This window comes from Nocardia sp. NPDC003482 (assembly GCF_053588115.1).
This window is the reverse complement of sequence record NZ_JBSFPI010000007.1, coordinates 276,069-302,320: the sequence shown is the minus strand read 5'-3', so window position 1 is coordinate 302,320 and position 26,252 is coordinate 276,069. Positions and strand designations below refer to the sequence as shown.

Here is a 26,252-nt window from a genome sequence, read left to right as displayed (position 1 = left end):
CGGGATCACATCGTGCGATGATCGGGACGAACCTCGGGAAATCGAGATCTGCGTCACACCCGCTCCGCGCGGGGACGGCGGCTAGGATTCCCGGTACCGACCGTCACATCTCTCGGAGGCAGTGTGCCGCAGCCCTTGGAAGCCAGTATCGATATCGCCGCGCCCCCGGACCGGGTCTGGGCGGTGCTGTCGGATCTGAAGCGGATGCCGGAGTTCAGCCCCAACACCGTGCGCATGGTCCCGCTGGGCACGCCGCGCGCGGGCACCTGGACGGTCAACCTCAATCGCGACGGCCGCAAGTACTACCCGACCACCTCGCGCATCGTCCGTTTCGAGCCGGGCCGCGAGTTCGCGTTCCGGATGAACGAGAACGCCACCATCTGGAGCTACACCCTGGAGGCGACCCCCACCGGCACCCGCCTGGTGGAACGCCGGGACGTGCCCAACGGCGTGCGCAAACCGGTCCGCATGATGGTCGAGGCCTTCCTCGGCGGCGAGGCGGCCTTCGAACAGAATCTGGTCGACGGCATGCACGCCACGCTGGCGAAGATCAAGGCCGCGGCGGAAGCGTGACGCACCGGATCGTCGCGGCCGCAACGGTTTTCGCGGGTGCGGCCGCCCTGCTGACCGGGTGCGGGAACTCCGGCTCCGACACCGACCGCGAGGTCACGGTCGTCGGAACCGGTGAGGTGCGCGGCGCGCCCGACACCCTGAACGCCGATCTCGGGGTCGCGGTGACCGCGAGCGACGTCTCGACCGCGATCGATACCGCGAACACCCGCGTCCGGGCCGTGACCGACGCGGTGGTCGGGGCCGGGGCGAAGCGCGAGGACGTGCAGACCACCGATGTGACGGTGCAGCCGCAATACGGCCCCGGCCGCACGATCTCCGGCTATCAGGCCACCAACTCCCTGCACGTGGCGGTGCGCGATCTGCCCAAGGCGTCGGCGGTCCTGGCCGCGGCGGCGCAGGCGGGCGGCAACGAAACCCGGGTCCAGGGCGTGTCCTTCGCGCTCGACGACAATTCGAAGCTGCTCGCCGACGCCCGCGCCCGGGCCTTCGACGACGCCAAGGCCCGCGCCGAGCAGTACGCGAAGCTGGCCGGAGTGAAACTGGGCGCGGTCAAGACCGTCGACGAAACCTCCAGTGGCGCAACGCCGAAGCCCGCGCCCCGCTACAACCAGGCCCCGGCCTCGGACGTTCCACTGGAACCGGGCACCCAGACCGTGGGCTTCACGGTCACCGTTACCTGGTCGCTGGGCTGAATGTCATTGCCAGTTGGGCAGTTTCACGACCTGCGCGGCGTAGGACAGCCCGGCCCCGAACGCGACCAGCAGCGCGTCCGCGCCGGGTTTGGTGTCGCCCCGGCGTAACAGCGCCTCCATGGCCAGCGGCACCGAGGCGGCGGAGGTGTTGCCGGTCTCCTCGATGTCGTTGGCCAGGGCACAGGATTCGGCGAGTTTCAGCTCCCGGGCCATGATGTCGAGGATGCGGCCGTTGGCCTGATGAGGGACGAAGGCGTCGATCTCGGCGGGGGTGAGCCCGGCGCGTTCGATGGCGTCCAGGCACACCTTCTTCAGCGAGTGCGCGGCCCAGCGGAACACGGTGGTGCCCTCCATGGCCAGATACGGCCGGACCGCGTCGGTGCCCCGCTCGTCGATCTCGCGGAAGAACTCCATCCAGTCCTTGTCCTGCCGGATGGCGTGGTGCTGATCGCCCTCCGAACCCCACACCGTGGGCCCGATGCCCGGCTCGTCCGACGGGCCGATCACGACCGCGCCCGCGCCGTCGGCGAACAGGAACGCCGTGCCGCGATCCGCCGGGTTGAACGTGTCGGTGAGGCGTTCCACCCCGATCACCAGCACGTGCCCGGCCGTACCCCCCTTGACGAGATCCGAGGCCAGGGCGACCGCGTGACAGAAGCCCGCGCATCCGGCCGAGATGTCGAACGCCGCCGGGGACTTCATGCCCAGTTCGGTGGCGATCTGGGGGGCGGCGGCGGGCGTGAGCAGCAGCCATGTCGAGGTCGCGACGATGACGCAGCCGATCTGATCGGCGCTCACGCCCGCGGCGTCGAGCGCGTCGCGCGCGGCCGCCGCGCCCATCGCCAGGATGGTCTCCGAGTCCGAGGCGAATCTCCTGGTCCGGATGCCCGAGCGGGTGCGAATCCACTCGTCGCTGGAATCGATCGGACCCGCGACCTCCTCGTTGGTGACGACCCGAGCGGGGCGGTACACGCCGAGCCCGAGCATTGCGGTGTGCTCTGCCCCTGTGACCTGGGCGAGTCGACCTACCATCGTGCTTCTCCTAGGTACCTGCCAAGCACTGAACGAACCTTCATCGGGCCCTCACCGGCTCCGCGAGCCGCAGACATGAGGCCCCCTCATATTAGCTCGGAAGGTTAATCGTATGGGCGGGTATTAGCACAATCGTTTCGGGTATTGCCGGTCTGCAAGCCGGTTGCTCGACGCGCTCGCGTGGCCGGTGCCAACCACTGTTCCAACGAGTGATTCGAGGACACACAATGCTCGGTCTCGGGATTATCGGCTGGATCATCATCGGCGGCCTCGCCGGATGGATCGCCAGCAAGTTCATGGGAACTGATGCGCAGCAGGGCATCTTCCTCAACATCGTCGTCGGCGTCGTCGGCGGCCTGATCGGAGGTTTCCTGCTGAAGCTGTTCGGTGTCGACGTCGAGGGCGGTGGCCTGATCTTCAGCTTCCTCACCTGCCTGGGCGGCGCGGTGATCCTGCTGTTCCTGGTGGGTCTGGTCACCGGTCGCCGAAAAGTCGGCTGATCACGTGCCGGATCGCGATGGCCCGTCCCGGTGACGGGCCATCGTCACGTCCGGCCCCGATCTCGGCCCACCCTCTCCGCGTGCGCTTCCCGTAAGGTGTGAGCGCGGTCCGACAACCGCTTCAGCACACCCCAGCGCACGAAAGAGGAGCTTGTGGCCCGCCGTCCCACCCCGCCCGGCACGCCCGACCGCACCGGGCTCGGTCATGTCGCCGACCTGGTCCGCGACGCGATTCCGCCGCTGCACCCCGCCGGTCTGCCGTTCGTCGCGGCGCCCCTGGCGGTCGCCGTGGCGGGCCGCAAACGCGCCTGGGTGCGTCGCGCCGGATTGACGGCCGCGGCGGCGTCGGCGGCGTTCTTCCGGCACCCGGACCGCGTGCCGCCGAACCGGCCCGGTGTCGTGGTGGCCGCCGCGGACGGGCGGATCGCGCTCGTGGACACGGCCGCCCCGCCCGCCGAGCTGAACCTCGGCCCGGCGGAACTGCCCCGGGTCAGCATCTTCCTGTCGGTGCTCGACGTGCACGTGCAGCGCACGCCCGTCTCCGGCGCCGTGCGTGAGATCGCTTATCGCCGTGGGCAATTCCGCTCCGCCGACCTGCCCGAGGCGAGCGACGCCAACGAGCGCAACTCGATGGTGCTCGAGACCGACGCCGGGCAGCTGGTCACCGTCGTGCAGATCGCCGGACTGCTGGCGCGGCGCATCGTCTGCGACGCCGCGGTCGGCGACAAGCTGACGATCGGCGACACCTACGGCCTGATCCGCTTCGGTTCCCGCGTCGACACCTACTTTCCCGCCGGGACGCGGCTGCTCGTCGAACCCGGGCAGCGCACGATCGGCGGAGAGACGGTGCTGGCCGAACTGTCATGATCGAGGAAACCGTGCCCGGCACGGGCCGGCGCCGCCGGACGGTCCGCCTGCTGCCCAGCATCGTGACGATCCTCGCGCTGTGCGCGGGGCTGTCCGCGGTCAAGTTCACCCTGGACAATCAGCTCGACGTGGCCCTGGCGATGGTCGGCGCGGCCGCGGTGCTCGACACCCTGGACGGGCGGCTGGCCCGAATGTTGTCCGCCACCACCAAGATCGGGGCGGAGCTCGATTCGCTGTCCGACGCCATCTCCTTCGGCGTCGCGCCCGCGCTGGTGCTCTACATCGGCTTCCTGAAGTCCGACAGCGCGGGCTGGATCATCGCGCTCATCTTCACCGTGAGCGTGGTGCTGCGGCTGGCCCGGTTCAACACGCTGATCGACGACGACACCCGGCCGGACTGGCAGCGTGAGTACTTCGTCGGCGTCCCCGCGCCCGCGGCGGCGTTGATCGCGCTGCTGCCGGTCGCGCTGCTCGAACAGTTCGGCGACGGATGGTGGACCGGCTTCCCGATGGTGGCGGCCTGGACCGTGCTGGCCGCGCTGCTGGCGGTGAGCACGATCCCGACGCTGGCGATGAAGTCGGTGTCGGTGGCCCCGCAGGCCGCGGCGCTGCTGCTGGTGCTGGTCGCCCTGGCGGCCGCCGCGCTGGTGACCTATCCGCTGATCCTGCTGATGGTGCTGGTGGCGCTGTATCTGGGCCACATCCCGTTCGCGTGGCGCTCGCAGCGCTGGGTGGCGGCGCGGCCGGAGGTCTGGCATCACAAGCCCGCCGAGCGCCGGGCCCAGCGCCGCGCCGCGCGGCGGCGTCCCGCCCTACGCGTGTCGGTGAACTCGGCGCGGTTGCGGCTGCGCCGACCGGGTCGCTGACCGCCGCGCGGCAGAATGGCAGACGTGTCCCAGCTGTCCCTGACCGCGCGCCTGAATCCGTCCGCCGCCGATGCCCGGCGGGGGGTGGTGCGATTGCATCCGGAAGCGTTGGCGGCGTTGGGTTTACGCGAATGGGATGGGATCGCGCTGATCGGTTCGCGCCGGACCGCCGCGGTGGTCGGCCTGTCGGCGGAGATCCCGGCCGGGACGGCCCTGCTCGACGACGTGACGCTGTCCAACGCCGGGGTCAAGGAGAACGCGACGGTCGTGATCACCGCCGCGACGGTGTACGGGGCGCGGCAACTGTCGGTCACCGGATCGCGGCAGGCGATGCGGACGATTCCGGAACAGACGCTGCGCCAGGCGTTGCTGGGCAAGGTGGTCACCGTGGGCGACACGGTCTCGCTGCTGCCCCGCGACCTCGGCCCCGGCACCAGCACCGCCGCGGCCTCGCAGGCGCTGTCGCGGGCGTTCGGCATCGCGTGGACCTCGGAACTGCTCACCGTCACCGCGACCGATCCGCTGGGCGATCCGGTGAGCGTGCAACCCAACAGCGCGGTGATCTGGGGCGCCGGGGTGCCCGACGTGGACTCCTCGCACGATCCGGGCGCCGGATCCGCGACCGCGACGGGTCTGCCCGGGACGCGGATGCGGGTGCGGGAGCGGCCGTCGGCGGTGCCGGTCGCCGAACTCGCCGGGGTGCGCGCCCCCGCCGCGAAGCTGTCGGAGTGGCTGAGCCTCGCGCTCGACGAACCCGAACTGCTCCGAACCCTCGGCGCCCCACCGCATCTCGGCGTGCTGATCACCGGGCCCGCCGGGGCGGGCAAGGCCACGCTGGCGCGCGCGGTGGCCACCCCGCGGCGCATCGTCGAACTCGACGGCCCGACCGTGGGCGCCACCGAGAGCGGCACCCGGCTGCGCGAGGTGAGCCTCGCGGTCGGCGAGATCTGTTCCGGCGCGGGCGGAGTGCTGCTGATCACCGATATCGACGCGCTGCTGCCCGCAGAGCCGGAACCGGTGGCGGCGCTGATCCTCGATCAGCTGCGCGCGGCGGTCGCCACGCCCGGGGTGGCCTTCCTGGCGACGACCGCCCATCCCACCGCCGTGGACAGCCGCGTGCGCGCCCCGGATCTGTGCGACCGCGAGGTCGCGCTCACCCTGCCCACCGCGGCCGTGCGCAAGGATCTGCTCGAACAGCTGCTGCGCAAGGTGCCGACCGAGCGGCTCGCGCTCGACGAGATCGCCTCGCGCACACCGGGTTTCGTGGTGTCGGACCTGGCGGCGCTGTGCCGGGAGGCGGCGCTGCGAGCGGCCTCGCGCGCCAGCCGCGAACACACCGACCCGGTGCTCACGCAGGCCGATCTGATCGGCGCGCTCGGCGTCATCCGGCCGCTGTCGCGTTCGGGCACAGAGGAATTGGCGATCGGCAGCCTCAGCCTCGACGACGTCGGCGATATGGTCGAGACCAAACAGGCCCTCACCGAGGCGGTGCTGTGGCCGCTGCGCCATCCCGACTCCTTCGCCCGCCTCGGCATCGATCCGCCGCGCGGCGTGCTGCTCTACGGACCGCCCGGCTGCGGGAAGACCTTCCTCGTGCGCGCCCTCGCCGGGAGCGGGCAGTTGAGCGTGCACGCGGTCAAGGGCGCCGAACTGCTGGACAAGTGGGTCGGCTCCTCCGAGCGCGCGGTGCGCGAATTGTTCCAGCGCGCACGCGATTCCGCGCCCTCGCTCATCTTCCTCGACGAGATCGACGCCCTGGCCCCGCGCCGCGGGCAGAGCACCGACTCCGGCGTGGGCGATCGGGTGGTGGCCGCGCTGCTCACCGAACTCGACGGCGTGGAACCGCTGCGCGACGTGGTCGTGGTCGGCGCGACCAACCGCCCCGACCTCATCGACCCCGCCCTCACCCGGCCCGGCCGGCTGGATCGGCTGGTGTTCGTGCCGCCGCCGGACGGACCCGCCCGCGCGGAGATCCTGCGCACCGCGGCCCGCTCGGTGCCGCTGGCGGCCGATGTGAACCTCGCGGAGCTGGCCGACGGGCTCGACGGCTATTCGGCAGCGGACTGCGCGGCGCTGCTGCGCGAGGCCGCGCTGGCGGCGATGCGCCGCGACGTCGAGGCCGCCGACATCACCGTCGCCGACGTGGCCGCGGCCCGCGCGGCCGTCCGGCCGTCGCTGGAAGCCGGGCAGGTCGAGTCGCTGCGGCGGTTCGCCGAGAATCGGGCAAATATCCGGTAAACGGCACGTCGAGCGCGAGCGTGATCACTTTCCCGGGTACCTTTGGCCGGGTGCGGAACCTCCGCGAAGTGGCCGAAACGGGCACGGCATTCCTGTCGACGCTGGTTGCGGGGATGTCGCTGACGTTGCCGATCAACTTCGCCTGGACCTCGGAATCGTCTGCGCTGCAACTGAACATGATGTCCTACAACCTGCCGCGGTCGATCGCGGCGGGCGTGATCATCGCCCTGATCGTGGCGGTCTTCGCGACGACGGTGAATCACGGTCTGGCGGCGTGGGGTTCGGCCCTGTTCGGCATCGCCATCACCTTCGTCAACCATGTGATGGGCCGCCACGTCGGACCGTCGACCTCGCTGTCGACGCTCAACTTCATCGACGCCATCGGGGCCGGAATCCTGATCGGCGGCACCGCGGCCGCGATCCTGCACACCCGGCCGCAGGTGTTCGGCTGGACCCTGGGCGCGCTGTGCAGCATCGTGCTCGGCGCGGCCCTGCCCGGACCGCACGGCGAGACCCGCGCGACCGACTCCGGGCTGCCGGTGTACTCCCCGGCCTCGGACACCCCGCCGATGTGGCTGATCGTGGTGACGCTGTTCGCCATCGCCGTCGGCACTTTCGTCAACCGGCACCGCACCGGCATCGAACGCCGGACCTTCGAACTGCCGATGGCCCCGATCCTGGCCGGGACGCTGTTCGTCGGGGTCACCCTGTTCGGCAACGAGTGGCTCGGGCGGCACGAGGCGGGGCTGCTCCAGATCGGGCTGGCCGTCGCGGCGACGATCGCGGCCGGGCTCGTCGCCACCGCGCTGCTGCCGCGCCGGGACGGGACGCTCGCGCTGTCGGCCATCGCGCTGGCCGCGGTCGGCGCGGCCCTGATTCCGACCCACATCCCGAGCTGGTCGGCGATACCGCTGATCGCCGCGATCGGGGCGGGCATCCTGCTGGGGTTCCGGCACCCCGCGCCGGTGATCGGGCTGATCGCGCTGTGCGCGGTCGCGCTGGCCGGGGCCGAGACCACGGCCTACATCCACACGCCCCTGCACACCGCGGCGTTCGCGACCGCGCTGGCCGCGCTGACCGGCTTCAGCTTCAGCAGTGCCGCGCCGCGCTACAACCCGAGCCGGGTGCTGGGCCTGGCCATCGTGTTCATGCCGTCGGTGGTCGCCTCGCTGCGCGACCGCGCCGAGCACAGCGACTACCGGACCGTGACCGTGCAGGACGGCCGCTGGTCCTACGGGCCGATCCCGGCGCCGGACACCTCGACGCCGTACTGGACCGCCCTGGCGATCACCGTCGGCTGCCTGCTCGGGCTGCTGGCGTTGCGCCGCTGGCGGTCCCCGACGATTCCCGCGACGGGCCAGGCCCTCGCCGACCGATGATTGCGCCGACGTAGCGGCGACCCCGGCATGACGGACGCCATAGCGCCGCCGAACAGGGAATCGGGCGCGCCGCAAGTAGGATCGACACCGCAACACCCCGCCGACCCGACGGAGTGACGTTTGCTCGCAATCCTGTTCGCCCACGCCATCGCCGCCCTCATCGCGCCGGCGTGCGTGCGGACGATGGGCAGGCGGGCCTTCCTCGGACTCGCGCTCGTGCCCCTGGCCGGACTGTGCTGGGTGATCGCCGAATGGGACAGCGGGCGGCAACTGCGCATCGCCTGGGCGCCCGGCATCCACATGAACGTGGATCTGCGCTTCGATTCGCTCGCCTCGATCATGGCCGCGCTGGTGCTCGGCATCGGCGCGCTGATCCTCGTCTACTGCGCGCGCTACTTCGACGACGACGACCGGCAGCGGCTCGGCATCTTCGCCGGATATCTCGTCGGCTTCGCCGGGGCCATGTTCGGTCTGGTCGTCAGCGACAACATGCTGTTGCTGTACACCTTCTGGGAGATCACGACCGTCCTGTCGTTCCTGCTGGTCGGCCACCACGCCGACCGGATCGAGGGCCGTCGCGCGGCATTGCAGGCGCTGCTGGTGACCGGCGCGGGCGGGCTGACCATGCTGGTCGGGTTGATCATGCTCGGGCAGAGCGGCGGCAGCTATCTGCTGTCGGAGGCGATGCGGCGGGCCGATCCGCACAGCTGGTGGACCGGGGTGGCGATCGTGCTGATCCTGGTGGGCGCGTTGAGCAAATCGGCGATCGTGCCGCTGCACTTCTGGCTGCCCGGCGCGATGGCCGCCCCGACACCGGTGAGCGCCTACCTGCACGCGGCGGCGATGGTGAAAGCCGGTGTGTACCTGGTGGCCCGGCTGTCCCCGGCCTTCGCGGTGGCCGCGCCCTGGCATCCGATCGTGCTCACCCTCGGGCTGTTGTCGATGCTGCTGGCCGGGCTGCGCGCCTTGCAGGTCTACGACCTGAAACTGGTGCTGGCCTTCGGCACGGTGAGCCAGCTCGGCTTCCTGGTGACCCTGCTCGGCCTCGGCACCCCCGACGCCACCCTGGCCGGGGAGACGCTGCTGGTCGCGCACGCCATGTTCAAGGCGTGCCTGTTCATGGTGGTCGGGGTCATCGATCACAGCGCGGGCACCCGGGATCTGCGCAGGCTCTCCGGCGTCGGCCGCCGCGCGCCCGTGCTCTGCGCGATCGCGACCCTGGCCGCGGCGAGCATGGCCGGGATTCCGCCGCTGCTCGGCTTCGTCGGCAAGGAGACCGCGCTCGGCGCGGTGCTGGACGCGGACAATCTCACGGCCCCGGTCAAGGCGGCCGTCACCGCGGGCGTGGTGCTCGGCTCCATGCTGACCGTCGGGTACAGCATCCGATTCGTCTGGGGCGCATTCGGTTCGAACGCCGTGCGGGTCGGCGCGCCCGAACCCGATACGCCCTGGCATCGCCCCGATCCGCTGTTCGTCGCCCCGCCCGCGCTGCTCGCGCTGGCCGGCCTGGTCGCGGGATTCGGCGCGCCGCTGGTGGACGGACTGCTCCGGCCCTACGCGGAAACCGTTGCGGGACAGCATCTCTCGCATCTGGCGCTGTGGCACGGCTGGGGCACGCCATTGACGCTGACCCTGCTGGTGATCGCCGCGGGTGTGGCGCTGTTCGAGATCCGCGACCGGATCGGCGAATCCGCCCATCCCCGGCTGGGCAACGCCGACCGGGTCTACGACGCGACCCTGCGCGCGATGGACCAGCTGTCGCTGCGCATGACCGGCGCCATCCAGCGCGGGTCGCTGCCGCTCAACCAGGCGCTCATCCTGATCACCACGATCGTGCTGCCGCTGGCCATGCTGCTGACCGGTGCGCGCACCAATGCCCGCCTGCGCCTGTGGGATTCGCCGTTGCAGGCGCTGATCGGGGTGATCATGATCGCGATGGCGTTCGGCGCGACCGTGATGCGCAACCGGCTGGCCGGGGTGCTGCTGGTCGGGGTGACCGGCTACGGCTGCGGCGTGATCTTCGCCCTGCACGGCGCGCCCGATCTGGCGCTCACCCAGTTCCTGGTGGAGACGCTCACGCTGGTGATCTTCGTGCTCGTGCTGCGCAAGTTCCCCGCCGAGATCGAACCCGGGCGGCGCGCGGCGTTCAAGGTGCGCCGCGCGCTGCTGGCCACCGCCGTGGGCGCGACGGTCGCGGTGCTGGCCGCGTTCGCCGCCGCCGCGCGGAACAGCGACCCGATCTGGCGGCGAATCCCGCAGGCCGCCTACGAGTTCGGCGGCGGCAAGAACGCGGTGAACGTCCTGCTGGTCGACATCCGCGCCTGGGACACCCTCGGCGAGATCTCGGTCCTCGTCGTCGCCGCGACCGGGGTGGCCTCGCTGGTGTTCCGCAGCCGCCGCTTCGGCACCCTGCCCCGGGTGGCCGACGCGCCCGGCTACACGCCCGATCCGGATCGGTCCTACTGGCTGCCCGCCGCGCCGCTGCTCCCGCCGCGCGAACGGTCCATGGTGCTGGCCATGACCACCCGCCTGCTGTTCCCGACCATCATGATGCTGTCGGTCTACCTCTTCTTCGCCGGGCACAACGCGCCCGGCGGCGGCTTCGCGGGCGGGCTCACCGCCGGATTGGCCCTGGTGCTGCGCTACCTCGCGGGCGGGCGCTACGAACTGGCCGAGGCGCTGCCGGTGGACGCGGGCCATGTGCTCGGCGCGGGGCTCACGCTGTCCGCGGGCACGGCCACCGGCTCGCTGCTGCTCGGCGCGCCGCCGCTGTCCTCGGCCGTCATCGAGGTCACGCTGCCGGTGCTCGGGCACGTCAAATTCGTCACCGCCCTGCTGTTCGACCTGGGCGTGTATCTCATCGTGGTCGGCCTGGTCCTCGACGTGCTGCGCAGCCTCGGCGCGCGGCTCGACGACGCGGAGAGCCTGCCGCCGCGCGGCGAGAAGGCAAGGGAGACACGATGACCGCGAACCTGACGCTGCTGATCCTCATCGCCGTCCTGGTGGCCTGCGGGGTGTACCTCGTGCTGGAGCGGACCGTGTCGAAGATGCTGCTGGGCCTGCTGCTGTTCAGCAACGCGGTGAATCTGCTCATCCTCACCGTCGCCGGACCGGACGGGCGCGCGCCGATCCTCGGCGAATCCGATCGGGTGCACCACGACACCGCCGATCCGCTCGCCCAGGCCATGGTGCTCACCTCCATCGTGATCACCATGGGCATGGCCGCGTTCATCCTCGCGCTCGCCTACCGCGCCTACATCCTGACCCTGACCGAACAGGTCGAGAACGATCCCGAGGACGTGAAGGTCGCCACCCGCCGCGAGGGCGAGGACCCCGAACAATGACCCTCTTCCCCGCCCTCACCCCGCTGCCGGTGCTGATCCCGCTGCTCACCGCGGCCGCGACCCTGATCGCGGGCCGCAGACCCCGTGTCCAGCAGGGCATTTCGATCGCGGCGCTGACCGCGGTGGTGGTCGTGGCGGGTCTGCTGCTGCATCAGGCCGACCGGCACGCCATGGCCGCGGTGCAGGTCGGCGGGTGGGGCACCCCGATCGGCATCACGCTCGTGGTGGACCGGCTCTCGGCCGCGATGCTGCTGGTGTCGGCGATCGTGCTGCTGGCCGTGCTCGTCTTCGCCGTCGGGCAGGGCATCAGCGACGGCAGCGAACGCCAGCCCACCTCGATCTTCCAGCCCACGTATCTGGTGCTCTCCGCGGGGGTTTCGATCGCCTTCCTGGCGGGCGACCTGTTCAATCTGTTCGTCGGCTTCGAGGTGCTGCTGACCGCGTCGTTCGTGCTGCTGACCCTCGGCGCGAGCGCCGAACGGGTGCGGGCCGGGGTGTCCTACGTGATGGTCTCCATGGTGTCGTCGATGATCTTCCTCATCGGCATCGCGCTGGCCTACGCGGCGACCGGCACCCTGAACCTCGCGCAGATGGCGGAGCGCATGGGCACGGTGCCCACCGGAACTCGCGGCGGGATCTACGCGATGCTGCTGGTGGCGTTCGGCATCAAGGCGGCGGTGTTCCCGCTGTCGAACTGGCTGCCCGACTCGTATCCGACCGCGCCCGCGCCCGTGACGGCGGTGTTCGCCGGGTTGCTGACGAAAGTCGGTGTGTACGCGATCATCCGGATGCACACGCTGCTGTTCCCGTCCGGGCGCTTCGACCGCGTTCTGCTCATCTGCGGGCTGCTGACCATGCTGATCGGCATCCTCGGCGCGATCGCGCAGAGCGATATCAAGCGGCTGCTGTCGTTCACCCTCGTCAGTCATATCGGGTATCTGATGTTCGGGGTGGGTCTGAACTCCACCGCCGGGCTCACTGGGACCGTCTACTACGTGGCCCACCACATCCTGGTGCAGACCACGTTGTTCCTGGTGGTGGGCCTGATCGAACGACAGGCCGGGTCGGCGTCGCTGAGTCGGCTGGGCGGGCTGCTGGCCGCGAGTCCGGCGCTGGCGGTGCTGTTCGGCATCCCGGCGCTGAATCTCGGTGGCATACCGCCGCTTTCGGGGTTCATCGGCAAGGTGACGCTGTTGCAGGCCGGGGTGGCCGACGGCAGCGTGACGGCCTGGGTGCTGGTCGCGGGCGCGGTGCTGACCAGCCTGCTCACGCTGTACGCGATGGCGCGGGTGTGGAGCAAGGCGTTCTGGCGCCCGCGCGTGCAGGCGCCGCAGGGCGATCTGTCCGACGCCGCGCCCTCGGCGCTGATCGACGAGTCCACCGACGTCCTGTTCGACGAGCGGGCCGACGTCGGCCGGATGCCGCGGCTCATGCTCGCCCCGACCGTCGCCCTGCTCGCGGTGGGCCTGGCGATGACCGTGTTCGCCGGGCCCATCCTCGGCATCGCCGGGCGCGCGGCCACCGAACTGCGCGACCGGTCGGCGTATCTGGAAACCGTGCTGGGACCGCCGGATTCGCGAACGGGTGCGACCCGATGAACCGCGAACGGCTCGTCCGCGTCGGGGTACTGCTGTGGCTGACGGTCGTCTACACCGCGCTGTGGGGCGATCTGTCGGTCGGCAACGTGCTCGCCGGACTGCTGATCGGCGCGCTGATCATGGTCGCCCTGCCGCTGCCCCGGGTGCCCATCCACGGGCGGCTGCATCCGCTGTCGCTGCTCGAATTGATCGCGGTCACAGGCTATTACGCGATCGAGTCGAGCCTACAGATCGCCTGGTTCGCGGTGCGTCCGGCGGGCGCGCCCGTGTCGGGCGTGCTGCGGGTGCGCCTGGCGATCCGCTCCGATCTGGTGCTCGTGTTGTGCGCCAACGTGCTCAATTTGATTCCCGGCACGATGGTGCTGGAGCTGGATCGGCAGACCCACACCGCGTGGGTGCACGTGCTCGACGTCGGCAGCGAGGCGGCGGTGGACAAGTTCTATCGCACCACCCGGCGCCTCGAGGGGCTGCTGATCCGTTCGTTCGAGCGTCCCGCCGAATGGCACGAGGAGGACAGATGACCGTCGTCGCGATCGTCGCCGCGGCCCTGCTGGGCGGCGCGGCCCTGTTGACGAGCTATCGAATCCTGGCCGGGCCCGACACCTTGGACCGGGTGGTCGGCATCGATTCGCTGGTCGCCATCGCCGCCGCCGGGCTGGCCGTGTGGGCCGCCTACAGCGACGACACCATGGTCCTGCCCGCCATCGTGGTGCTGGCCCTGGTCAGCTTCCTGGGATCGGCCGCCGTCACCCGCTTCCGCGTTCGGGACGACCGATGAACACCGTATTGAACTGGATCTCCTACGTGAGCATCCTCTTCGGCGCGGGGCTCAATCTGACCGCCGCGATCGCGATGGTGCGCTTCCCCGACACCCTCACCCGGATGCACGCCGCCACCAAACCCCAAGTGGTCGGCCTGGTTCTGGTGCTCAGCGGGGCCGCGATCCCGCTGCGGGGCCATCCGAACATCTGGCTGCTGCCGCTGGTGGGCCTGTTCACCCTGCTCACCGCACCGGCCATCGCGCATCTGATCGGCCGCACCGCCTACCGCGAACAGCGTCACCGCGACGGACTGCTGGTGATCAACGAATTGGGCGACGACGTGGACTGATTCGGGAACCAGGTGGTGGCGAACGCGTACGCGTAGGCGCCGCACAGCCCGAGCAGCAGCACCCCCGCCGGGAACGGATGGGCCGAGAACCACACCGCCAGGAAGCGGTAGGACAGCAGCAGTCCCGCGAGCAGCGTCGCGCCGCCCGCGACCAGGCCGATTCGCGATGTGTCCCAACCACGTTCGGGGTCGCGCAGCGCCGACTCGACGGTCAGGCACAGCACCGCGCCCGCGAGCAGATCCGCGCCGTAGTGATAGCCGAAACCCAGTGTGGCCGTGACGGTCGCGAGCACCCAGAAGGCGCCGCCCCAGCGCAGCCAGCGCGGCGCGGGCGACCCGTCCGCCGCCCGGCGCGAATGCAGGAAAACCGCTGTGGCCCAGGCGGTGTGCATGGAGGGCATGCAGTTGCGCGGCGTCCCCCCGTCGAACGGCAGCGCGGCCGGAACGTGATCCAGCGGCGGAATCGTGTGCGGCCAGTAGTTCCCGATCTGCAATCCGTGCCCGTCCGGCCCGAAGGCGAACATCGGTCCCACCACCGGGAACAGCACGTACACCACGGGACCGACCACGCCGAGCAGCAGGAACGTCCGCACCAGATAGTGCCTCGGCCACACCCCCGACGACACCACCCGGCGCAGCTGCCAGACCGCGACAACCATTGCGGCGACCGGCAATTCGATGTACACCCAGTGCAGGATCCCGCTCGGGACCGGACCGAGCGCCGCCAGCGCCCGCCCCAGCAGCCAGGACGGTTCGCCGAGCGCGTGATCGGCGAGCAGCACGTACCGGTCGAGCACGCTCGGCCCCGCCATGACGGTGACGTGCAACCACACGTCGCCGACCTTGGTCGCGAGGATCAGCAGCGCGCCGAGCGCGGCCGCGTGCAGGGCGTCGCGCCGGACCCGGCCCTCCCAGCCCAGCCAGGCCACCAGCGCCAGCCCGGTCAGCGCGAGGACCGCGCCGTTGCCCAGCGCGGGCGCGCCGCCGCCCAGTACCCGGACGACGGAGACGATCGCATCGATGCCGATCGCGACCCCCAGCGTGACGAACCGCCGCCGCCACGACACTCCCACCAATGCCAGCGCCAGCCCGGCCCACGGCACCGACACCGACTTCGGCGTGCCCGCGTAGTCGTTCCACAGGCTGCGCAGCGGACCCTCGAAACCATTGCGCCAGGCCACGATCTGTAAGGCCACCAACAACACCGGCACGGCCGCGACGCCCGCCCACACCGCGGCCCGGCGCATCGATGTCCGCGACCGCAGGCGGTCCTCATCGTCGTAACCGGAGCGCGGATCGTCGAGCAGCACGACGACCATAGTAAACAGACCGTGAACGCCACCCCGCTGACCAGCTGAACCGCAGGCTACCGAACGGCTGTGGTAGTCAGCCCTCGAGCTCCTTCACCAGGGCGTCGACGACGGCCACCAGATCGCCCTGCGCCGCGGCCGCGACCCGGCGCTGCCGCTGATAGGACGCCCCGCGCTCCGGGATCTCGGCCACCAGCGCGAGTTCGTTCTCGCAGCCGAGCAGTTTCGCGGTGGGCTCGAGCCGGTTCAGCAGATCGGTCAGATCGTCGGTGACCAGACGCTCGTTGCTGTCGGCGTCGGTGATGACGATGGCGTCGAGGCCGTAGCGGGCCGCGCGCCACTTGTTCTCCTGCACGTGCCACGGCGGAATCGTGGGCAGGGTCTCCCCCGCCTCCACGCGCCGATCCAGATCCACGATCAGGCAGTGGATGAGCGCCACCATCGCGGAAAGCTCCGGCCAGGAAGGGATTCCGTCGCACACCCGGACCTCGATGGTTCCCCACTTGGGCGCGGGGCGGATGTCCCAGTGCATTCCGCCGAGCTGTTCGAAGACCCCGGTCTTCATCTGGTCGTGCACGAACGCCTCGAACTGCGTCCAGTTCTCGAACTGGAACGGCAGCCCGGCGGTCGGCAACTGCTGGAACATCAGCGAGCGGTTGCTGGCGTACCCGGTGTCGATGCCCGCCCACATCGGCGAGGACGCCGACAGCGCGAGCAGATGCGGATACGACAGCAGCATCGTGTTCAGGATCGGAAAGACCTTCTCCGGGTGCGAGATTCCCACGTGCACGTGCACGCCCCAGATCAGCATCTGCCGCCCCCACCACTGGGTGCGCTCGATCAGCTCGTCGTAATGTGCTGTGCGCGTGAGCTGTTGGGTCGACCACTGGGCGAACGGATGAGTGCCCGCGCAGAACAGATCGACCCCGACCGAATCGGCCGCGCGCCGGACCGCGTTCATGGTGCCGCGCAGATCGTCGACGATCTCGCCGACCGTGGTGTGCACGCCGCTGACGATCTCGACGGTGTTGCGCAGCAGCTCCTTGGTGATCTGCGGCGTGCCGTCGTGGGCGCGCAGATCACCGGCCGCGTCGAAGACCTCGGCGGCCTTGCTGGACAGATCGCGGGTCTGCTTGTCGACCAGCGCGATCTCCCATTCCACGCCCAGTGTCGGGCGGGGCGAGCTGTTCCAGTGGACGTTCCGAGTGCTTGCCCCACCCATGGCTGTCCGCCTTATCCGACCACGCCGCAGGCGATGCGGCCGCCCGCGTCACCGGTCGCCAGGGTCTCGGCGTCCGGCCCGGCGGTGCCGTTGGCCTGGGTGTACCGACTGGGAATGTTGCCGAAGTTGTCCGCCCCGGCGTGGATCATCAGGGCCTTGCCCTTCAGATCGTCGAGGGTGACCGAATCGGTGGTGGTCACCAGGTGCGCGGTGCCGTCCTGCCGGACCTGCAACGAGGACAGGTCGCCGCTGGAGGGATGCGCGTTCTGATCGCCGACCTGCAGATGCCCGCCCGCGGACAGGAAGTCGCCCGCCGGGCCGCCCGTGGGGGCGGTGGAATTGGCCTCGCACTTGCCGAACTGATGGAAGTGCAGCCCGTGGAAGCCCGGCTTGATACCGTGCACGTCGACGGTCAGCTCCAGGTGGTTGCCCGACTTGGCGATGGTCGCGGTCCCGACCTGAGCGCCCGCGGGATCCTTGAGCTGCACCGACACCGAGTCCCCGGCGGGCGCGCCGCCGTGTTCGGTGGAGGCGTGCTCGCTCCCGGTGCTCGGCGCCGCCGCGCCCGTCCACACCGGCGGGTTGGTCCCCTTGACGTCACTCGACTCCTGGCTGTTGGTGCAGCCCGCGAGGCCGAAGACCGCGAGCGCCAGCACCGGGGTCACAGTCCGCCAGGACGGGCGACGAATTGTGGACGGGGCCATCGGGGAACTCCTTTACGAGTACCGAGTTTACGAGTAATGCACGGTGGGCGGATTCGTTACCGGACACGATGATGCCAGAGCCGGTGTACAGATCGGCGGTGGGGCTCAGTTACCTGTGACGATGACGATGATTCCGGGCGGTGCGTCCGCGAGTCCGGCGAATCGGGGTTCGGCCGCGACACCGAGCTGCGTGGCGATCTCCCGGGCCGCCGCCTGTTCCTGCGGCGAATCCCCGTAGTACACAGTCGTTTTCGGGATGACACCGTTGGCGTAGTTGCCCGTCTCGGTGACATTCCAACCCTGCGAGGTCAATTGGCCGCCGGTGCGCGCGGCCAGCCCGGCGACGGTGCTGTTGTTCAGCACGCGCACCGGGATCGTCTTGTCCGGCCCCGCGGGCGGTGGGGGTGGGGGCGGGGTCGTAGGGGTTGTGGTCGTGGTGGTGGCGGGAGCCGTCGTGGTGGTGGTCGCGGGCGTGGCGACCGAGGTGGCCGCCGGTGCCGCCGCCGTGGTCGGCTTGGGAGCGGCCGTCGTCGTCGCCTGCGCCTGCGGGGTGGAACCCGAACTCTCCGAGTGGGAATTCGACAGCGACATCGCGCCCAGCCCGGCGAAGACGATGGCCAGCGCGATCAGCACCATCGCGAGCGCGCGCAGCGGCGGTCCGCCGGAGGGCGGATTCGGATTGCTCACCTCGTCGAGCCTAGTCACACGTTGAAGCCCAGCCGGCGCGCCGCCCGCGCCTTCTGCCGGCTGGCCCGCAGCCGCCGAAGTCGTTTCACCAGCATGGGATCCGCGGCCAGCGCCTCGGGCTTGTCGACGACGGCGTTGAGTACCTGGTAGTAGCGGGTCGCGGACATGTCGAACAGTTCGCGGATGGCGTCTTCCTTGGCGCCCGCGTACTTCCACCACTTGCGTTCGAAATCGAGGATGTCGAGTTCGCGCCGGGAGAGTCCGGCGGTGTCCGCCGGAGTCGTGCGGGCGGCGTCGGAAGTGCTGTCCTCGCTTGCGGATAGGTGCCGGGCCGCTGCGCTGTCCATATCGCTCCCTCGCCAGAGGTCAACACTGAGGTGCTCGTATACGTCGTCGCTCATTGAACCACGGATGCCCGGGTTGTCAGGTGCGTCGTACGGCGTGTCGGCGGGGAGCGGCAGCAGCGCGGCGCGGGGGTCCAGGCGGCCCCCAGTACAGTGTGTGACCATGGCGATTCTCCCGATCCGCATCGTCGGTGACCCGGTCCTGCACAACCCGACCGAACAGGTGACGAAGTCGCCGGAGGAGCTCGCCGAGTTGATCGGCGACATGTTCGACACGCTCGACGCGGCGCGCGGGGTGGGGCTGGCGGCCAATCAGGTCGGCGTGCCGCTGCGGCTGTTCGTCTACGACTGCCCCGACGTCGGCTCGGACGGCAAGGTCAGCCGCCGCCGCGGCGTGGTGGTCAACCCGGTCCTGGAGACCTCCGAGATCCCCGAGACCATGCCCGATCCCGACGACGACGAGGAGGGCTGCCTGTCGGTTCCCGGTGAGCAGTTCCCCACCGGCCGCGCGGACTGGGCCCGCGTCACCGGCACCGACGAGCGCGGCGAGCCGGTCGAGATCGAGGGCAAGGGCTTCTTCGCGCGGATGCTCCAGCACGAGGTGGGCCATCTGGACGGCTACCTCTACGTCGACGTGCTGATCGGCCGCAACGCGCGCGCGGCGAAGAAGGCCATCAAGCGAAACGGTTGGGGCAAGCCGGATCTCAGCTGGGTTCCGGGCACCGTGCCCGATCCGTTCGGTCACGACGACGAGGACTGAGTGCATCCCGAGATCCCCCTCGGCACGCGCGTGGTGGTGCGCCACCGCCTGCCCGCCGACGAACCCCAGCAGTTCACCGACGTCATCGGCGAACTGCTCGCGTACGACCCGCTCACGATCCGCACCGCCGACGGCCGCACCGTGCAGGTCGCCGCGGACACCGTGGTCGCCCTGAAAGCCTTGGGCCCCAGGCCGATTCGCACCAGCGAGATCCGGCGATTGGAGGCCGCGGCCTGCGACGGCTGGCCCGGCACCGAACGCGCCTGGATCGACGGCTGGCTGCTGTCGGCCGGGAACGGGTACTCCGGCCGCGCCAACGCCGCTGTGCCGGTGGGGACTTCGGCCGAACCCGCCGGTCTCGACGAGCGGACGCTGGCCCGCGTCGTGGACTGGTACGTCCAGCGCGGCCTGCCGCCCCGGCTGCGGCTGCCCGACCGGCTGGCCCCGGTCCCCGCCGGGTGGCGCACCTGGAACGAGACCGCGGTCCTGGCCATCGATATCGACAATTTCGTTCTGCCGCAAGGCCCTTCGATGGTGCGCGTGGAAGCGAAGCCGTCCCCCGCGTGGCTGGAACTGCACCGCTTCCGCGGCGAGGACGCGATCGATGTCGCCCCGCCGGTTCCGGACGTCTCGGTGCTGACCGCCGTCCGGGAGGGCGAATTGGGTTTCGCCACACTGGGTCTGCCCGACCCCCTGGCCATCGGCCGCGGCGCCCTCACCACCGCCCCCGACGGCCTGCGCTGGATCGGCGTGACCTGCGTGGCCGTCGCGGCCCCGCACCGCCGCCACGGGCTGGGCACACTGGTGTGCGCGGAGCTGATCCGCTGGGGTCACCGGCACGGCGCCACACACGCGTATGTCCAAGTGGAGCTGGACAACCCAGGCGCGCTGGCGATGTACCGGGAGATGGGCTTCATCGACCATCACCACTACCGCTACGCCGCGCCGGAGTGAGAGGAGTGCGCCCGTGCGCCTGGCCACCTGGAACGTGAACTCGATCCGCTCCCGGCTGGACCGAGTGCTGTCCTGGCTCGACCGCGCCGACATCGACGTGCTCGCGTTGCAGGAGACCAAATGCCGCGACGACCAGTTCCCCACGGAGGCGTTCGAGCGGGCGGGTTACGAGGTCGCGCACACTGGGTTGAGCCAGTGGAACGGCGTGGCGATCGCTTCCCGCATCGGCATCGACGACGTGGAGATCGCCTTCCCCGGCCAACCCGGCTTCGACAAGGATGCCCAGACCTCGCTGTTGCCCGCGCCGGTCGTGGAGGCCCGCGCGTTGGGCGCCACCTGCGCGGGGACTCGGGTGTGGAGTCTGTACGTTCCCAATGGTCGTTCCCTGCGCGATCCGCACTACGACTACAAATTGGAATGGCTTGCCGCGCTGCGTGATTCGGGGGCGCGGTGGCTGGCCGAGGATCCGGCCGCGCGGATCGCGCTGTGCGGTGATTGGAACATCGCGCCGACCGATGACGATGTGTGGTCGGTCGAATTCTTCCGTGGCCGCACTCATGTGTCTGAACCGGAACGAAATGCGTTCCGCGCCATAGTGGATGCGGGTTACACCGATGTCCTGCGCCGCTTCGCCCCTGGTCCGGGTGTGTTCACCTACTGGGACTACACCCAGCTCCGCTTTCCCCGCCGCGAGGGGATGAAGATCGATTTCATCCTCTCCTCACCTGCCCTGAACGCTCTGGCGAAGGACGCGATGGTCGATCGTCAGGAGCGAAAGGGTAAGGGGGCCAGTGATCATGCGCCGGTGATCGTGGACATCGCCGACTGACGCCTGCTACACAGCGACGAGGTTGAGGAACGGCTCCAGACCCGTGAAGTCATCCGGGTTGCGCGTATAAAGCGGTAGCCCGTTGGCGACAGCCGTGGCCGCAATCAGCAGATCGCCGAACCGCTTTCGCGGCTTGCGCCCCATCCCTTCGACCAGCAGTGCGAGCGACCCATAAGCACGAGCCGCGTCGGCATCCAGAGGCAACGGCTCCAAGGCGGCTTCCACCCAGCGCAGCCTGAACTGACGTCGCGCTTGCTCCACCGGATCTTTGGTCGCATGCACCCCGGCTCCGAGTTCGGCCAGAGTGATCACGCTGATGGCCGCCTCTCCAGCGAGTTCCTTGCCTACTACTTCGAAGTCGATGATCACCGAGGTGTCGAGCAGGATTCGCTGACTGCCGACAGGCTCAGTCATCGTGAGGATCCTGGTCGATCATGGCATCCAGATCGGCGCGGAATGCGGTGTAGTCGACCGCCGGCAGATGTGCGGCCGTCCGGAGCAGTTCGGCGATGGGCACGAACGCACGACGGCCCACCGGCCGGAGTTCGCCGACAGGCTTGCCGTTGCGGCTGATGGTGTAAATCTCCCCGGCCTCGACGGCGTCGAGAATTTTGCCACTGTCATTGCGCAAGTCACGCTGGCTGATCGTCTTCATGTACTTGAGTGTAGCGAACCGCTACACTTGAGTACCGAATGCTACACAGGCAATGTAGCAACTGTTGCTGGGACTACACCCAGCGCTTCCCGCGCCGGGAGGGCATGAGGATCGGTTCCGTGTCGCCCCCCTGCCCTCAAGGCCTGACGAAGGACGCGATGGTCGATCGTCAGGCATTCAGAAACACTCGCGCAACGGTCTCCTCGGCGCGGAAGTGCAGCAGCACAGAAGCTTCCGGGAACCGCACCATCACGTGCATCTGCACCCCTGCCGTCATTCGATCCGGTCGTGGCGTGGCACCCGGGGGATGATCGTCTCCGCACCGGGCCTGTTCGAAGCGACCAACGACCAGGCGTATCGCGGTACCGTCGCACTGTGGCCATGGTGTTGCCAGAGGCGTCGGGTATCGGTGCAACGCCGTTCAACAGGGGGTTGGATGGAGGAGTGGGAAGCGTTCGGTGCCGAGTTGCGGCGGCTCCGGGTGCGCGCGGGATGGTCGGTTCGAGAACTGGCACGAGCACTCCACTACGACGCGGGAGCGCTCTCGCGTTTCGAAAACGGTCGTCGCAAACCGCCACTCGACATTGTTCGTAAACTCGATCGCGTCCTCGACACCGACGGTGCGCTGTCGGCACGTTTCGAGATCTTGGTCAGCGACAGGGGCGAGGCCGATCAGTCGACGCGACTGCATTTGCGGGAGGCCGGCGCGCTGGCCGATCGGCGCTACATCGACCACGGCCTTGCCGACGATCTGGAGCGGCTGTTGTCGGATACTCGGCGGCTGGAGGATCAGGTCGGGTCCAAACTCGTTCTGCCAGTGACCATTCGACAAACGCGGATCGCCTCGTCATTGGCGAAGGAAGCTCGTGGATCCGCGCGCGCTGAGATCCTGGCCGCGGCCGCGGGATGGAATCAATTCTCAGGCTGGCTCCACGCCAACCTCGGCAACCACAGCACCGCGATACAGGATTATCGCGCCGCACTCGAACTGGCCACCGAGTGCGGAAATCGCGACATGGCATCGACCGCCCTGTCCATGCGCGGACATGTCGCATGGATGGCGGGTGAGATCGACGCGCTGATCGGCTTGTCGCGCGCCGCCCAACGCGACGGCACCGAACTCAGCCCCACGGTTCTCGCGCTGGCCGTGCAACAAGAGGCCCGCGGACTCGCCGTCCGAGGCGATCTGGACGCCATGGAACGCAAGCTGGATCAGGCCGCCGAACTGATAGCGCGTGGCGACCCCGACCGGCCCGACGCACAGTACTTCTACTCCGATGCCTTGATCGACATGCAGCGTGGCCTGGCCTACCGCTTGGCCCGACAATGGGACAAGGCCGTCGTATCCCTCGAAAGAGGCTTGGCCGCTTTCGATCCCGCCATCCTCACCTCCGAATGGGCAACGTGGTACATCGCGGAACTGGGCTGCGCCCTCGCTGGCGCAGGGGAACCCGAAGCCGCGTCCCGTGCCGCGACCCAGGCCCTAAGAGTCGGAGCGGCCACCCCAGGCTCTCGGTTGGTGGAGTTCGTTCGCACACTCCATCACGAGATGTCCTTGAGATGGAGGACGAACCACGCCGTCACAGCCCTGGGAGAAGAACTGCGCCAGCGCGGCCGAAAGCCTGCACGGGGAAGGTAGGTCCACGCCCATGACGGGCAGTGCCCCATCGCGGGCCGAGTGCCCATGGCGGGCTGGTCGGCGATAAGCGCTATGACAGCTCGAATCGTGGTGCGGTTCGGCTCCTGGCCGGATTCCTTGTGCGCCCCCATTCACTGAAAGTGAATGGGGGCACCTGAACTGGCTTCTTACCCTACTTTGAACGATCCCGTGATCGCGGGTGTTTCACAGTCGGTTTTTCCGAGATACATCGTGCCGGTCAGCGAGCCCATTACTTCACCGGAGCCAGTCGTATCGGTGAATGAGTCCTTCCATGTGGTGTCGGGGGCCAGCACCGGTACGGCGTGATCGAACGTATGGCTGCCACTCAGGCCGTTGTGGAGATTATGCCAGCCGAACTTCATCACACCCCCGGTGATCGGCCCCATAGCCGAAACGAACTGGAATTTGAATGTGACGCGGCCATTACCTTGATCTTCGGCCGACCACGTTGCCTGTCCGCATTTCGCTGGGGCAGCGTCCGAAATTCCGGTTGGGATTGACCCGCTGAATCGGGTTGTGACATATCGTGGTGTGGCGCAGACGCATCCGCTCGGGCTGACCTACCCTCGCAGACCGAATCCGTCGAGGCGTACTGACCGGGGGTTCACCGCGCTGGCCGTGGCTCGCTTCGTAGACACCCCCGGTGCCCCTCTCGGTCTACGGCCGCGAGCGCCCGCTTTACCGATATGCGAGACAGGGATTATCGTGGGTGCTCGAACAGTGGAAAAACGAAGGAGTATTCGACATGCCAGAATTCAGCGGAGCTATGCACATATCATCTGATCCGCCTTCGCATCGTTCTGGGCCGCAGAGTCCACAACAGGCAGCAGCGCAATTGGGTGTACCCGTCGCTCTACCAGCGAGGTCTGAACCGTTCGTAATTACGATATCCGGCCGAAATCAGATGCTGCGGTCAGTCGCCATCCGTGGCAGTCTCTCAGGTGTATTCGTCGAAACCTACCTCCTCGACGAGGGTGACACAGTTTCGGATTTCGCCGCGCGTGCGTTGAGCAGATTTTCTCCCGAAGGCGAATCGGACCCTATCGACCAAATATCAGCAAAAGCAATATCCGTCGAAGCCGCGTTCTCTATCGACAACGTCACCTACCCTGGTATGGAAATCACCCACCGGGACTTCGTGGTCCGATCCGCGGCGATCGACAACACCAGACTGGTCGCGGTGTGTAGCCTGTCAGGCCCCTCACCAGAACTTACTTGGACTCGATCATGATACTGAGCACCATCCCGACGTCCGACATTGCTCACTGAGCCAGGCCAACGCCCGCAGTTGTTCAGGATCTACCCGCACTTCGTGAATGCGATGTCGGAGGGAGACGGCGATATGCGATCTCGTGTGACAGTCGCATGCCTTCGTCGGAACCTGAAATTGTCACGTCGCTGAGGAGAAGGCGTCGGGGTGGCGTTGTCTGTACTCGGCGGCGACGGTGACGAGCATGGGTATCGGTTCGGGCTTTACGTCGAGTAGTTGTTCGGCCCATTGGGTGAGTAGGTCGGGGTCTACGAGGAGGCGCTGGGCTGCGGTGATGCTGCGGGGGCGGGGTTTGGCGATGACGACGGGGCCCGAGTCGGTGGGCGTTGTGCGGGTGGAGAAGTTGTGGGTGACCTCGGTGACGGTGAGATACAGTTCGAGCTCGTCGCGGGCGTCGAAGTAGAGCTCTTCACCGACGCGGGGGAGGTAGGGGCTGGTCACTTCGAGCGCGAACAGTGCGGTGGACTTGTCGTAGAGGTAGAGGTCCGGTGATGGCATCTCCACGATTACTCGGTACCGGCCGGCGGCTGGCGGGTGCCCTTGGTGGGCTTGCTCGGTGGTGTGCACTGCGCCAGTATCGGGCTCGTCGATGGATGAGGGCATCGTCTTCGGCGAATCGGGTTACGCACACTCATCGGCCGAGAGCGGCGATACGTTCGGATGGACGGTAGGGGCGACTACGCGACGAGCTCAACCGGCTCTGTTCAGTCGGGTGGTCACACTGACGGTCGGACGAGCAGAGTTGGTCGAAAGTGATTGAAATACTGGGTAAGTGGCCGCAAAGATGCAGGTCAATAAGTGTGCTCCCCGCACGCGCGGGGATGAGCCGGTCGGCACGATCGGATTGAACGCCGCGCTCACGTGCTCCCCGCACGCGCGGGGATGAACCAGTGGCGCTCACGGACGCAGAGATACAGGTGAAACGCGACAGGCGAAGTAGTCGATGCTGCCGAGCAGCGACACACGCTGAACGACACCCGATTTCGTATTTCGCTGCCCATGGCCGACAACTACACCGGCCGAGTCTTGATCGCATCCCGAGAGATGAACACGTCATAAGTCCCCGGCACCGAAATCACCGCATTCCCATAAGCCGACCGCACGAACGGCCTAGTCGTCCAATCCTGCTTACGCATGTCCTCGAAGAAGTCCTGATCACTCCCGTTGAGCAAAAACTGGTTCTGCTTGACCGCCACCCCGTCCAACCGCTGCCCATAGATCCGCGTGACCTTGTACCCCGAGTGGAACCCCAGCGCGTTCACCCACGGCTCGAGTTCGACGATGTTCGCTTGCAGCACCCACATATCCCCCTCGATCCGGTACGTCTGATGCTGCTCGGCGTGGTTGCCGTCGCCGAACAGGGTCAGCTCGACGTCGAGCGTATGTGGGCTGTCCGCAACGGATTTGGCGACGACGTGGGCGGCCTTCACCTCGCCGGTCAACCCTAGGAAGCTCTGGAGGAGGGTGGTTACCCACAGGACCAGGACCGCTACCAGCAGGACCGACGCGGCCCCTGCGCCGCGGCCGATCACCGCGCGCATCCCCACCCTGCGCGCCTTGAGCAGCGCCGTCACGAGGAGGGCGATGCCGATCACGAACAATACGACGATCAGCGTTTGCAGCCAACCGAAGTCCACCGGGAAGACCATGCGGTAGTT

The 26,252-nt window shown here is 68.7% G+C and carries 29 protein-coding genes; 18 read left to right on the top strand and 11 right to left on the bottom strand.

Annotation, left to right across the window (positions count from 1 at the left end; translation table 11 throughout):
- The first annotated feature begins 123 nt into the window (after window positions 1-123).
- Window positions 124-573, top strand: coding sequence for an SRPBCC family protein (locus ACWDSJ_RS13780; protein ID WP_387369460.1), 450 nt, complete (start codon window positions 124-126; stop codon window positions 571-573).
- Window positions 570-1,265 carry an SIMPL domain-containing protein gene (locus tag ACWDSJ_RS13775; RefSeq protein ID WP_450031939.1) on the top strand — a complete coding sequence of 232 codons (696 nt, stop codon included), beginning with the start codon at window positions 570-572 and terminating at the stop codon, window positions 1,263-1,265. Before ACWDSJ_RS13780 ends, ACWDSJ_RS13775 begins: the two co-directional genes overlap by 4 nt.
- A 3-nt stretch (window positions 1,266-1,268) precedes the next feature.
- Here the strand turns inward: ACWDSJ_RS13775 and ACWDSJ_RS13770 are convergent, their stop codons facing one another.
- Window positions 1,269-2,297: a beta-ketoacyl-ACP synthase III gene (locus tag ACWDSJ_RS13770; RefSeq protein ID WP_450031937.1), complete on the bottom strand. Its 1,029-nt coding sequence runs from the start codon at window positions 2,295-2,297 to the stop codon at window positions 1,269-1,271.
- A gap of 227 nt (window positions 2,298-2,524) precedes the next feature.
- Here ACWDSJ_RS13770 and ACWDSJ_RS13765 point away from each other — a divergent pair, with 227 nt between their 5' ends.
- The 11 genes from ACWDSJ_RS13765 to mnhG all read left to right on the top strand — a co-directional run bounded on the left by ACWDSJ_RS13765 (window position 2,525) and on the right by mnhG (window position 14,199).
- Window positions 2,525-2,797, top strand: coding sequence for a GlsB/YeaQ/YmgE family stress response membrane protein (locus ACWDSJ_RS13765; protein WP_450031936.1), 273 nt, complete (start codon window positions 2,525-2,527; stop codon window positions 2,795-2,797).
- A gap of 153 nt (window positions 2,798-2,950) precedes the next feature.
- Entirely contained in the window at window positions 2,951-3,664 is a 714-nt protein-coding gene (locus ACWDSJ_RS13760) for a phosphatidylserine decarboxylase (protein ID WP_387369452.1), read from the top strand.
- Window positions 3,661-4,530 carry a CDP-alcohol phosphatidyltransferase family protein gene (locus ACWDSJ_RS13755; RefSeq protein WP_387369450.1) on the top strand — a complete coding sequence of 290 codons (870 nt, stop codon included), beginning with the start codon at window positions 3,661-3,663 and terminating at the stop codon, window positions 4,528-4,530. The genes ACWDSJ_RS13760 and ACWDSJ_RS13755 overlap by 4 nt, the downstream gene beginning before the upstream one ends.
- A gap of 24 nt (window positions 4,531-4,554) precedes the next feature.
- Window positions 4,555-6,768: an AAA family ATPase gene (locus ACWDSJ_RS13750; RefSeq protein WP_387369448.1), complete on the top strand. Its 2,214-nt coding sequence runs from the start codon at window positions 4,555-4,557 to the stop codon at window positions 6,766-6,768.
- Between the two features lie 50 nt (window positions 6,769-6,818).
- On the top strand, window positions 6,819-8,147 hold the full coding sequence (locus ACWDSJ_RS13745; RefSeq protein ID WP_450031933.1) for a hypothetical protein: 1,329 nt from the start codon (window positions 6,819-6,821) through the stop codon (window positions 8,145-8,147).
- A 120-nt stretch (window positions 8,148-8,267) separates the two neighbouring features.
- Window positions 8,268-11,111: a Na+/H+ antiporter subunit A gene (locus ACWDSJ_RS13740; protein ID WP_450031931.1), complete on the top strand. Its 2,844-nt coding sequence runs from the start codon at window positions 8,268-8,270 to the stop codon at window positions 11,109-11,111.
- A complete protein-coding gene (locus ACWDSJ_RS13735; protein WP_387369442.1) occupies window positions 11,108-11,491 on the top strand; it encodes a Na(+)/H(+) antiporter subunit C in 384 nt (127 codons plus the stop codon). The genes ACWDSJ_RS13740 and ACWDSJ_RS13735 overlap by 4 nt, the downstream gene beginning before the upstream one ends.
- Complete coding sequence (locus ACWDSJ_RS13730; protein WP_450031929.1) at window positions 11,488-13,089, top strand: Na+/H+ antiporter subunit D; 1,602 nt, start codon at window positions 11,488-11,490, stop codon at window positions 13,087-13,089. Before ACWDSJ_RS13735 ends, ACWDSJ_RS13730 begins: the two co-directional genes overlap by 4 nt.
- Window positions 13,086-13,610, top strand: a complete 525-nt coding sequence (locus ACWDSJ_RS13725) for a Na+/H+ antiporter subunit E (RefSeq protein ID WP_450031927.1) — start codon at window positions 13,086-13,088, stop codon at window positions 13,608-13,610. The genes ACWDSJ_RS13730 and ACWDSJ_RS13725 overlap by 4 nt, the downstream gene beginning before the upstream one ends.
- Complete coding sequence (locus tag ACWDSJ_RS13720) at window positions 13,607-13,867, top strand: monovalent cation/H+ antiporter complex subunit F (RefSeq protein WP_450031925.1); 261 nt, start codon at window positions 13,607-13,609, stop codon at window positions 13,865-13,867. The genes ACWDSJ_RS13725 and ACWDSJ_RS13720 overlap by 4 nt, the downstream gene beginning before the upstream one ends.
- The gene (gene mnhG / locus ACWDSJ_RS13715) at window positions 13,864-14,199 is read left to right on the top strand and encodes a monovalent cation/H(+) antiporter subunit G (protein WP_387369434.1); all 336 of its coding nucleotides are present in this window, start codon (window positions 13,864-13,866) and stop codon (window positions 14,197-14,199) included. Before ACWDSJ_RS13720 ends, mnhG begins: the two co-directional genes overlap by 4 nt.
- Here mnhG and ACWDSJ_RS13710 read toward each other — a convergent pair.
- The 5 genes from ACWDSJ_RS13710 to ACWDSJ_RS13690 all read right to left on the bottom strand — a co-directional run bounded on the left by ACWDSJ_RS13710 (window position 14,148) and on the right by ACWDSJ_RS13690 (window position 18,469).
- Window positions 14,148-15,446: a DUF5933 domain-containing protein gene (locus ACWDSJ_RS13710; protein ID WP_450031973.1), complete on the bottom strand. Its 1,299-nt coding sequence runs from the start codon at window positions 15,444-15,446 to the stop codon at window positions 14,148-14,150. The two genes, mnhG and ACWDSJ_RS13710, sit on opposite strands and share 52 nt — an antisense overlap.
- A gap of 139 nt (window positions 15,447-15,585) precedes the next feature.
- A complete protein-coding gene (locus ACWDSJ_RS13705) occupies window positions 15,586-16,731 on the bottom strand; it encodes a glutamate--cysteine ligase (RefSeq protein WP_387369432.1) in 1,146 nt (381 codons plus the stop codon).
- 11 nt (window positions 16,732-16,742) lie between these two features.
- On the bottom strand, window positions 16,743-17,435 hold the full coding sequence (gene sodC / locus ACWDSJ_RS13700; protein ID WP_387369430.1) for a superoxide dismutase[Cu-Zn]: 693 nt from the start codon (window positions 17,433-17,435) through the stop codon (window positions 16,743-16,745).
- 105 nt (window positions 17,436-17,540) lie between these two features.
- A complete protein-coding gene (locus ACWDSJ_RS13695) occupies window positions 17,541-18,122 on the bottom strand; it encodes a LytR C-terminal domain-containing protein (RefSeq protein ID WP_450031922.1) in 582 nt (193 codons plus the stop codon).
- Window positions 18,123-18,136: 14 nt separating this feature from the next.
- Window positions 18,137-18,469, bottom strand: a complete 333-nt coding sequence (locus ACWDSJ_RS13690) for a DUF3263 domain-containing protein (protein WP_450031920.1) — start codon at window positions 18,467-18,469, stop codon at window positions 18,137-18,139.
- A gap of 160 nt (window positions 18,470-18,629) precedes the next feature.
- On the opposite strand from ACWDSJ_RS13690, the gene ACWDSJ_RS13685 reads away from it, so the two are divergent.
- From ACWDSJ_RS13685 to ACWDSJ_RS13675, 3 genes are read left to right on the top strand one after another with little or no spacing between them, the layout of a single operon-like run.
- The gene (locus ACWDSJ_RS13685) at window positions 18,630-19,226 is read left to right on the top strand and encodes a peptide deformylase (RefSeq protein ID WP_387369424.1); all 597 of its coding nucleotides are present in this window, start codon (window positions 18,630-18,632) and stop codon (window positions 19,224-19,226) included.
- Entirely contained in the window at window positions 19,227-20,180 is a 954-nt protein-coding gene (locus ACWDSJ_RS13680) for an N-acetylglutamate synthase, CG3035 family (RefSeq protein ID WP_450031917.1), read from the top strand. It abuts the gene before it with no gap.
- 13 nt (window positions 20,181-20,193) lie between these two features.
- Complete coding sequence (locus ACWDSJ_RS13675) at window positions 20,194-21,009, top strand: exodeoxyribonuclease III (RefSeq protein ID WP_450031915.1); 816 nt, start codon at window positions 20,194-20,196, stop codon at window positions 21,007-21,009.
- A gap of 6 nt (window positions 21,010-21,015) precedes the next feature.
- On the opposite strand, the gene ACWDSJ_RS13670 is transcribed toward ACWDSJ_RS13675, so the two are convergent.
- Both ACWDSJ_RS13670 and ACWDSJ_RS13665 read right to left on the bottom strand, forming a co-directional pair.
- Window positions 21,016-21,423, bottom strand: coding sequence for a PIN domain-containing protein (locus tag ACWDSJ_RS13670; protein WP_450031914.1), 408 nt, complete (start codon window positions 21,421-21,423; stop codon window positions 21,016-21,018).
- Complete coding sequence (locus tag ACWDSJ_RS13665) at window positions 21,416-21,664, bottom strand: type II toxin-antitoxin system Phd/YefM family antitoxin (RefSeq protein ID WP_450031912.1); 249 nt, start codon at window positions 21,662-21,664, stop codon at window positions 21,416-21,418. Before ACWDSJ_RS13665 ends, ACWDSJ_RS13670 begins: the two co-directional genes overlap by 8 nt.
- A gap of 436 nt (window positions 21,665-22,100) precedes the next feature.
- On the opposite strand from ACWDSJ_RS13665, the gene ACWDSJ_RS13660 reads away from it, so the two are divergent.
- On the top strand, window positions 22,101-23,303 hold the full coding sequence (locus ACWDSJ_RS13660) for a helix-turn-helix domain-containing protein (protein ID WP_450031910.1): 1,203 nt from the start codon (window positions 22,101-22,103) through the stop codon (window positions 23,301-23,303).
- A 167-nt stretch (window positions 23,304-23,470) separates the two neighbouring features.
- Here the strand turns inward: ACWDSJ_RS13660 and ACWDSJ_RS13655 are convergent, their stop codons facing one another.
- On the bottom strand, window positions 23,471-23,710 hold the full coding sequence (locus tag ACWDSJ_RS13655) for a hypothetical protein (protein ID WP_450031908.1): 240 nt from the start codon (window positions 23,708-23,710) through the stop codon (window positions 23,471-23,473).
- A gap of 323 nt (window positions 23,711-24,033) precedes the next feature.
- On the opposite strand from ACWDSJ_RS13655, the gene ACWDSJ_RS13650 reads away from it, so the two are divergent.
- Window positions 24,034-24,555 carry a hypothetical protein gene (locus tag ACWDSJ_RS13650; RefSeq protein WP_450031906.1) on the top strand — a complete coding sequence of 174 codons (522 nt, stop codon included), beginning with the start codon at window positions 24,034-24,036 and terminating at the stop codon, window positions 24,553-24,555.
- A gap of 159 nt (window positions 24,556-24,714) precedes the next feature.
- Here the strand turns inward: ACWDSJ_RS13650 and ACWDSJ_RS13645 are convergent, their stop codons facing one another.
- On the bottom strand, window positions 24,715-25,098 hold the full coding sequence (locus tag ACWDSJ_RS13645; protein WP_450031904.1) for a hypothetical protein: 384 nt from the start codon (window positions 25,096-25,098) through the stop codon (window positions 24,715-24,717).
- A 506-nt stretch (window positions 25,099-25,604) separates the two neighbouring features.
- The gene (locus ACWDSJ_RS13640) at window positions 25,605-26,243 is read right to left on the bottom strand and encodes a hypothetical protein (RefSeq protein WP_450031903.1); all 639 of its coding nucleotides are present in this window, start codon (window positions 26,241-26,243) and stop codon (window positions 25,605-25,607) included.
- Between the last annotated feature and the right edge of the window lie 9 nt (window positions 26,244-26,252).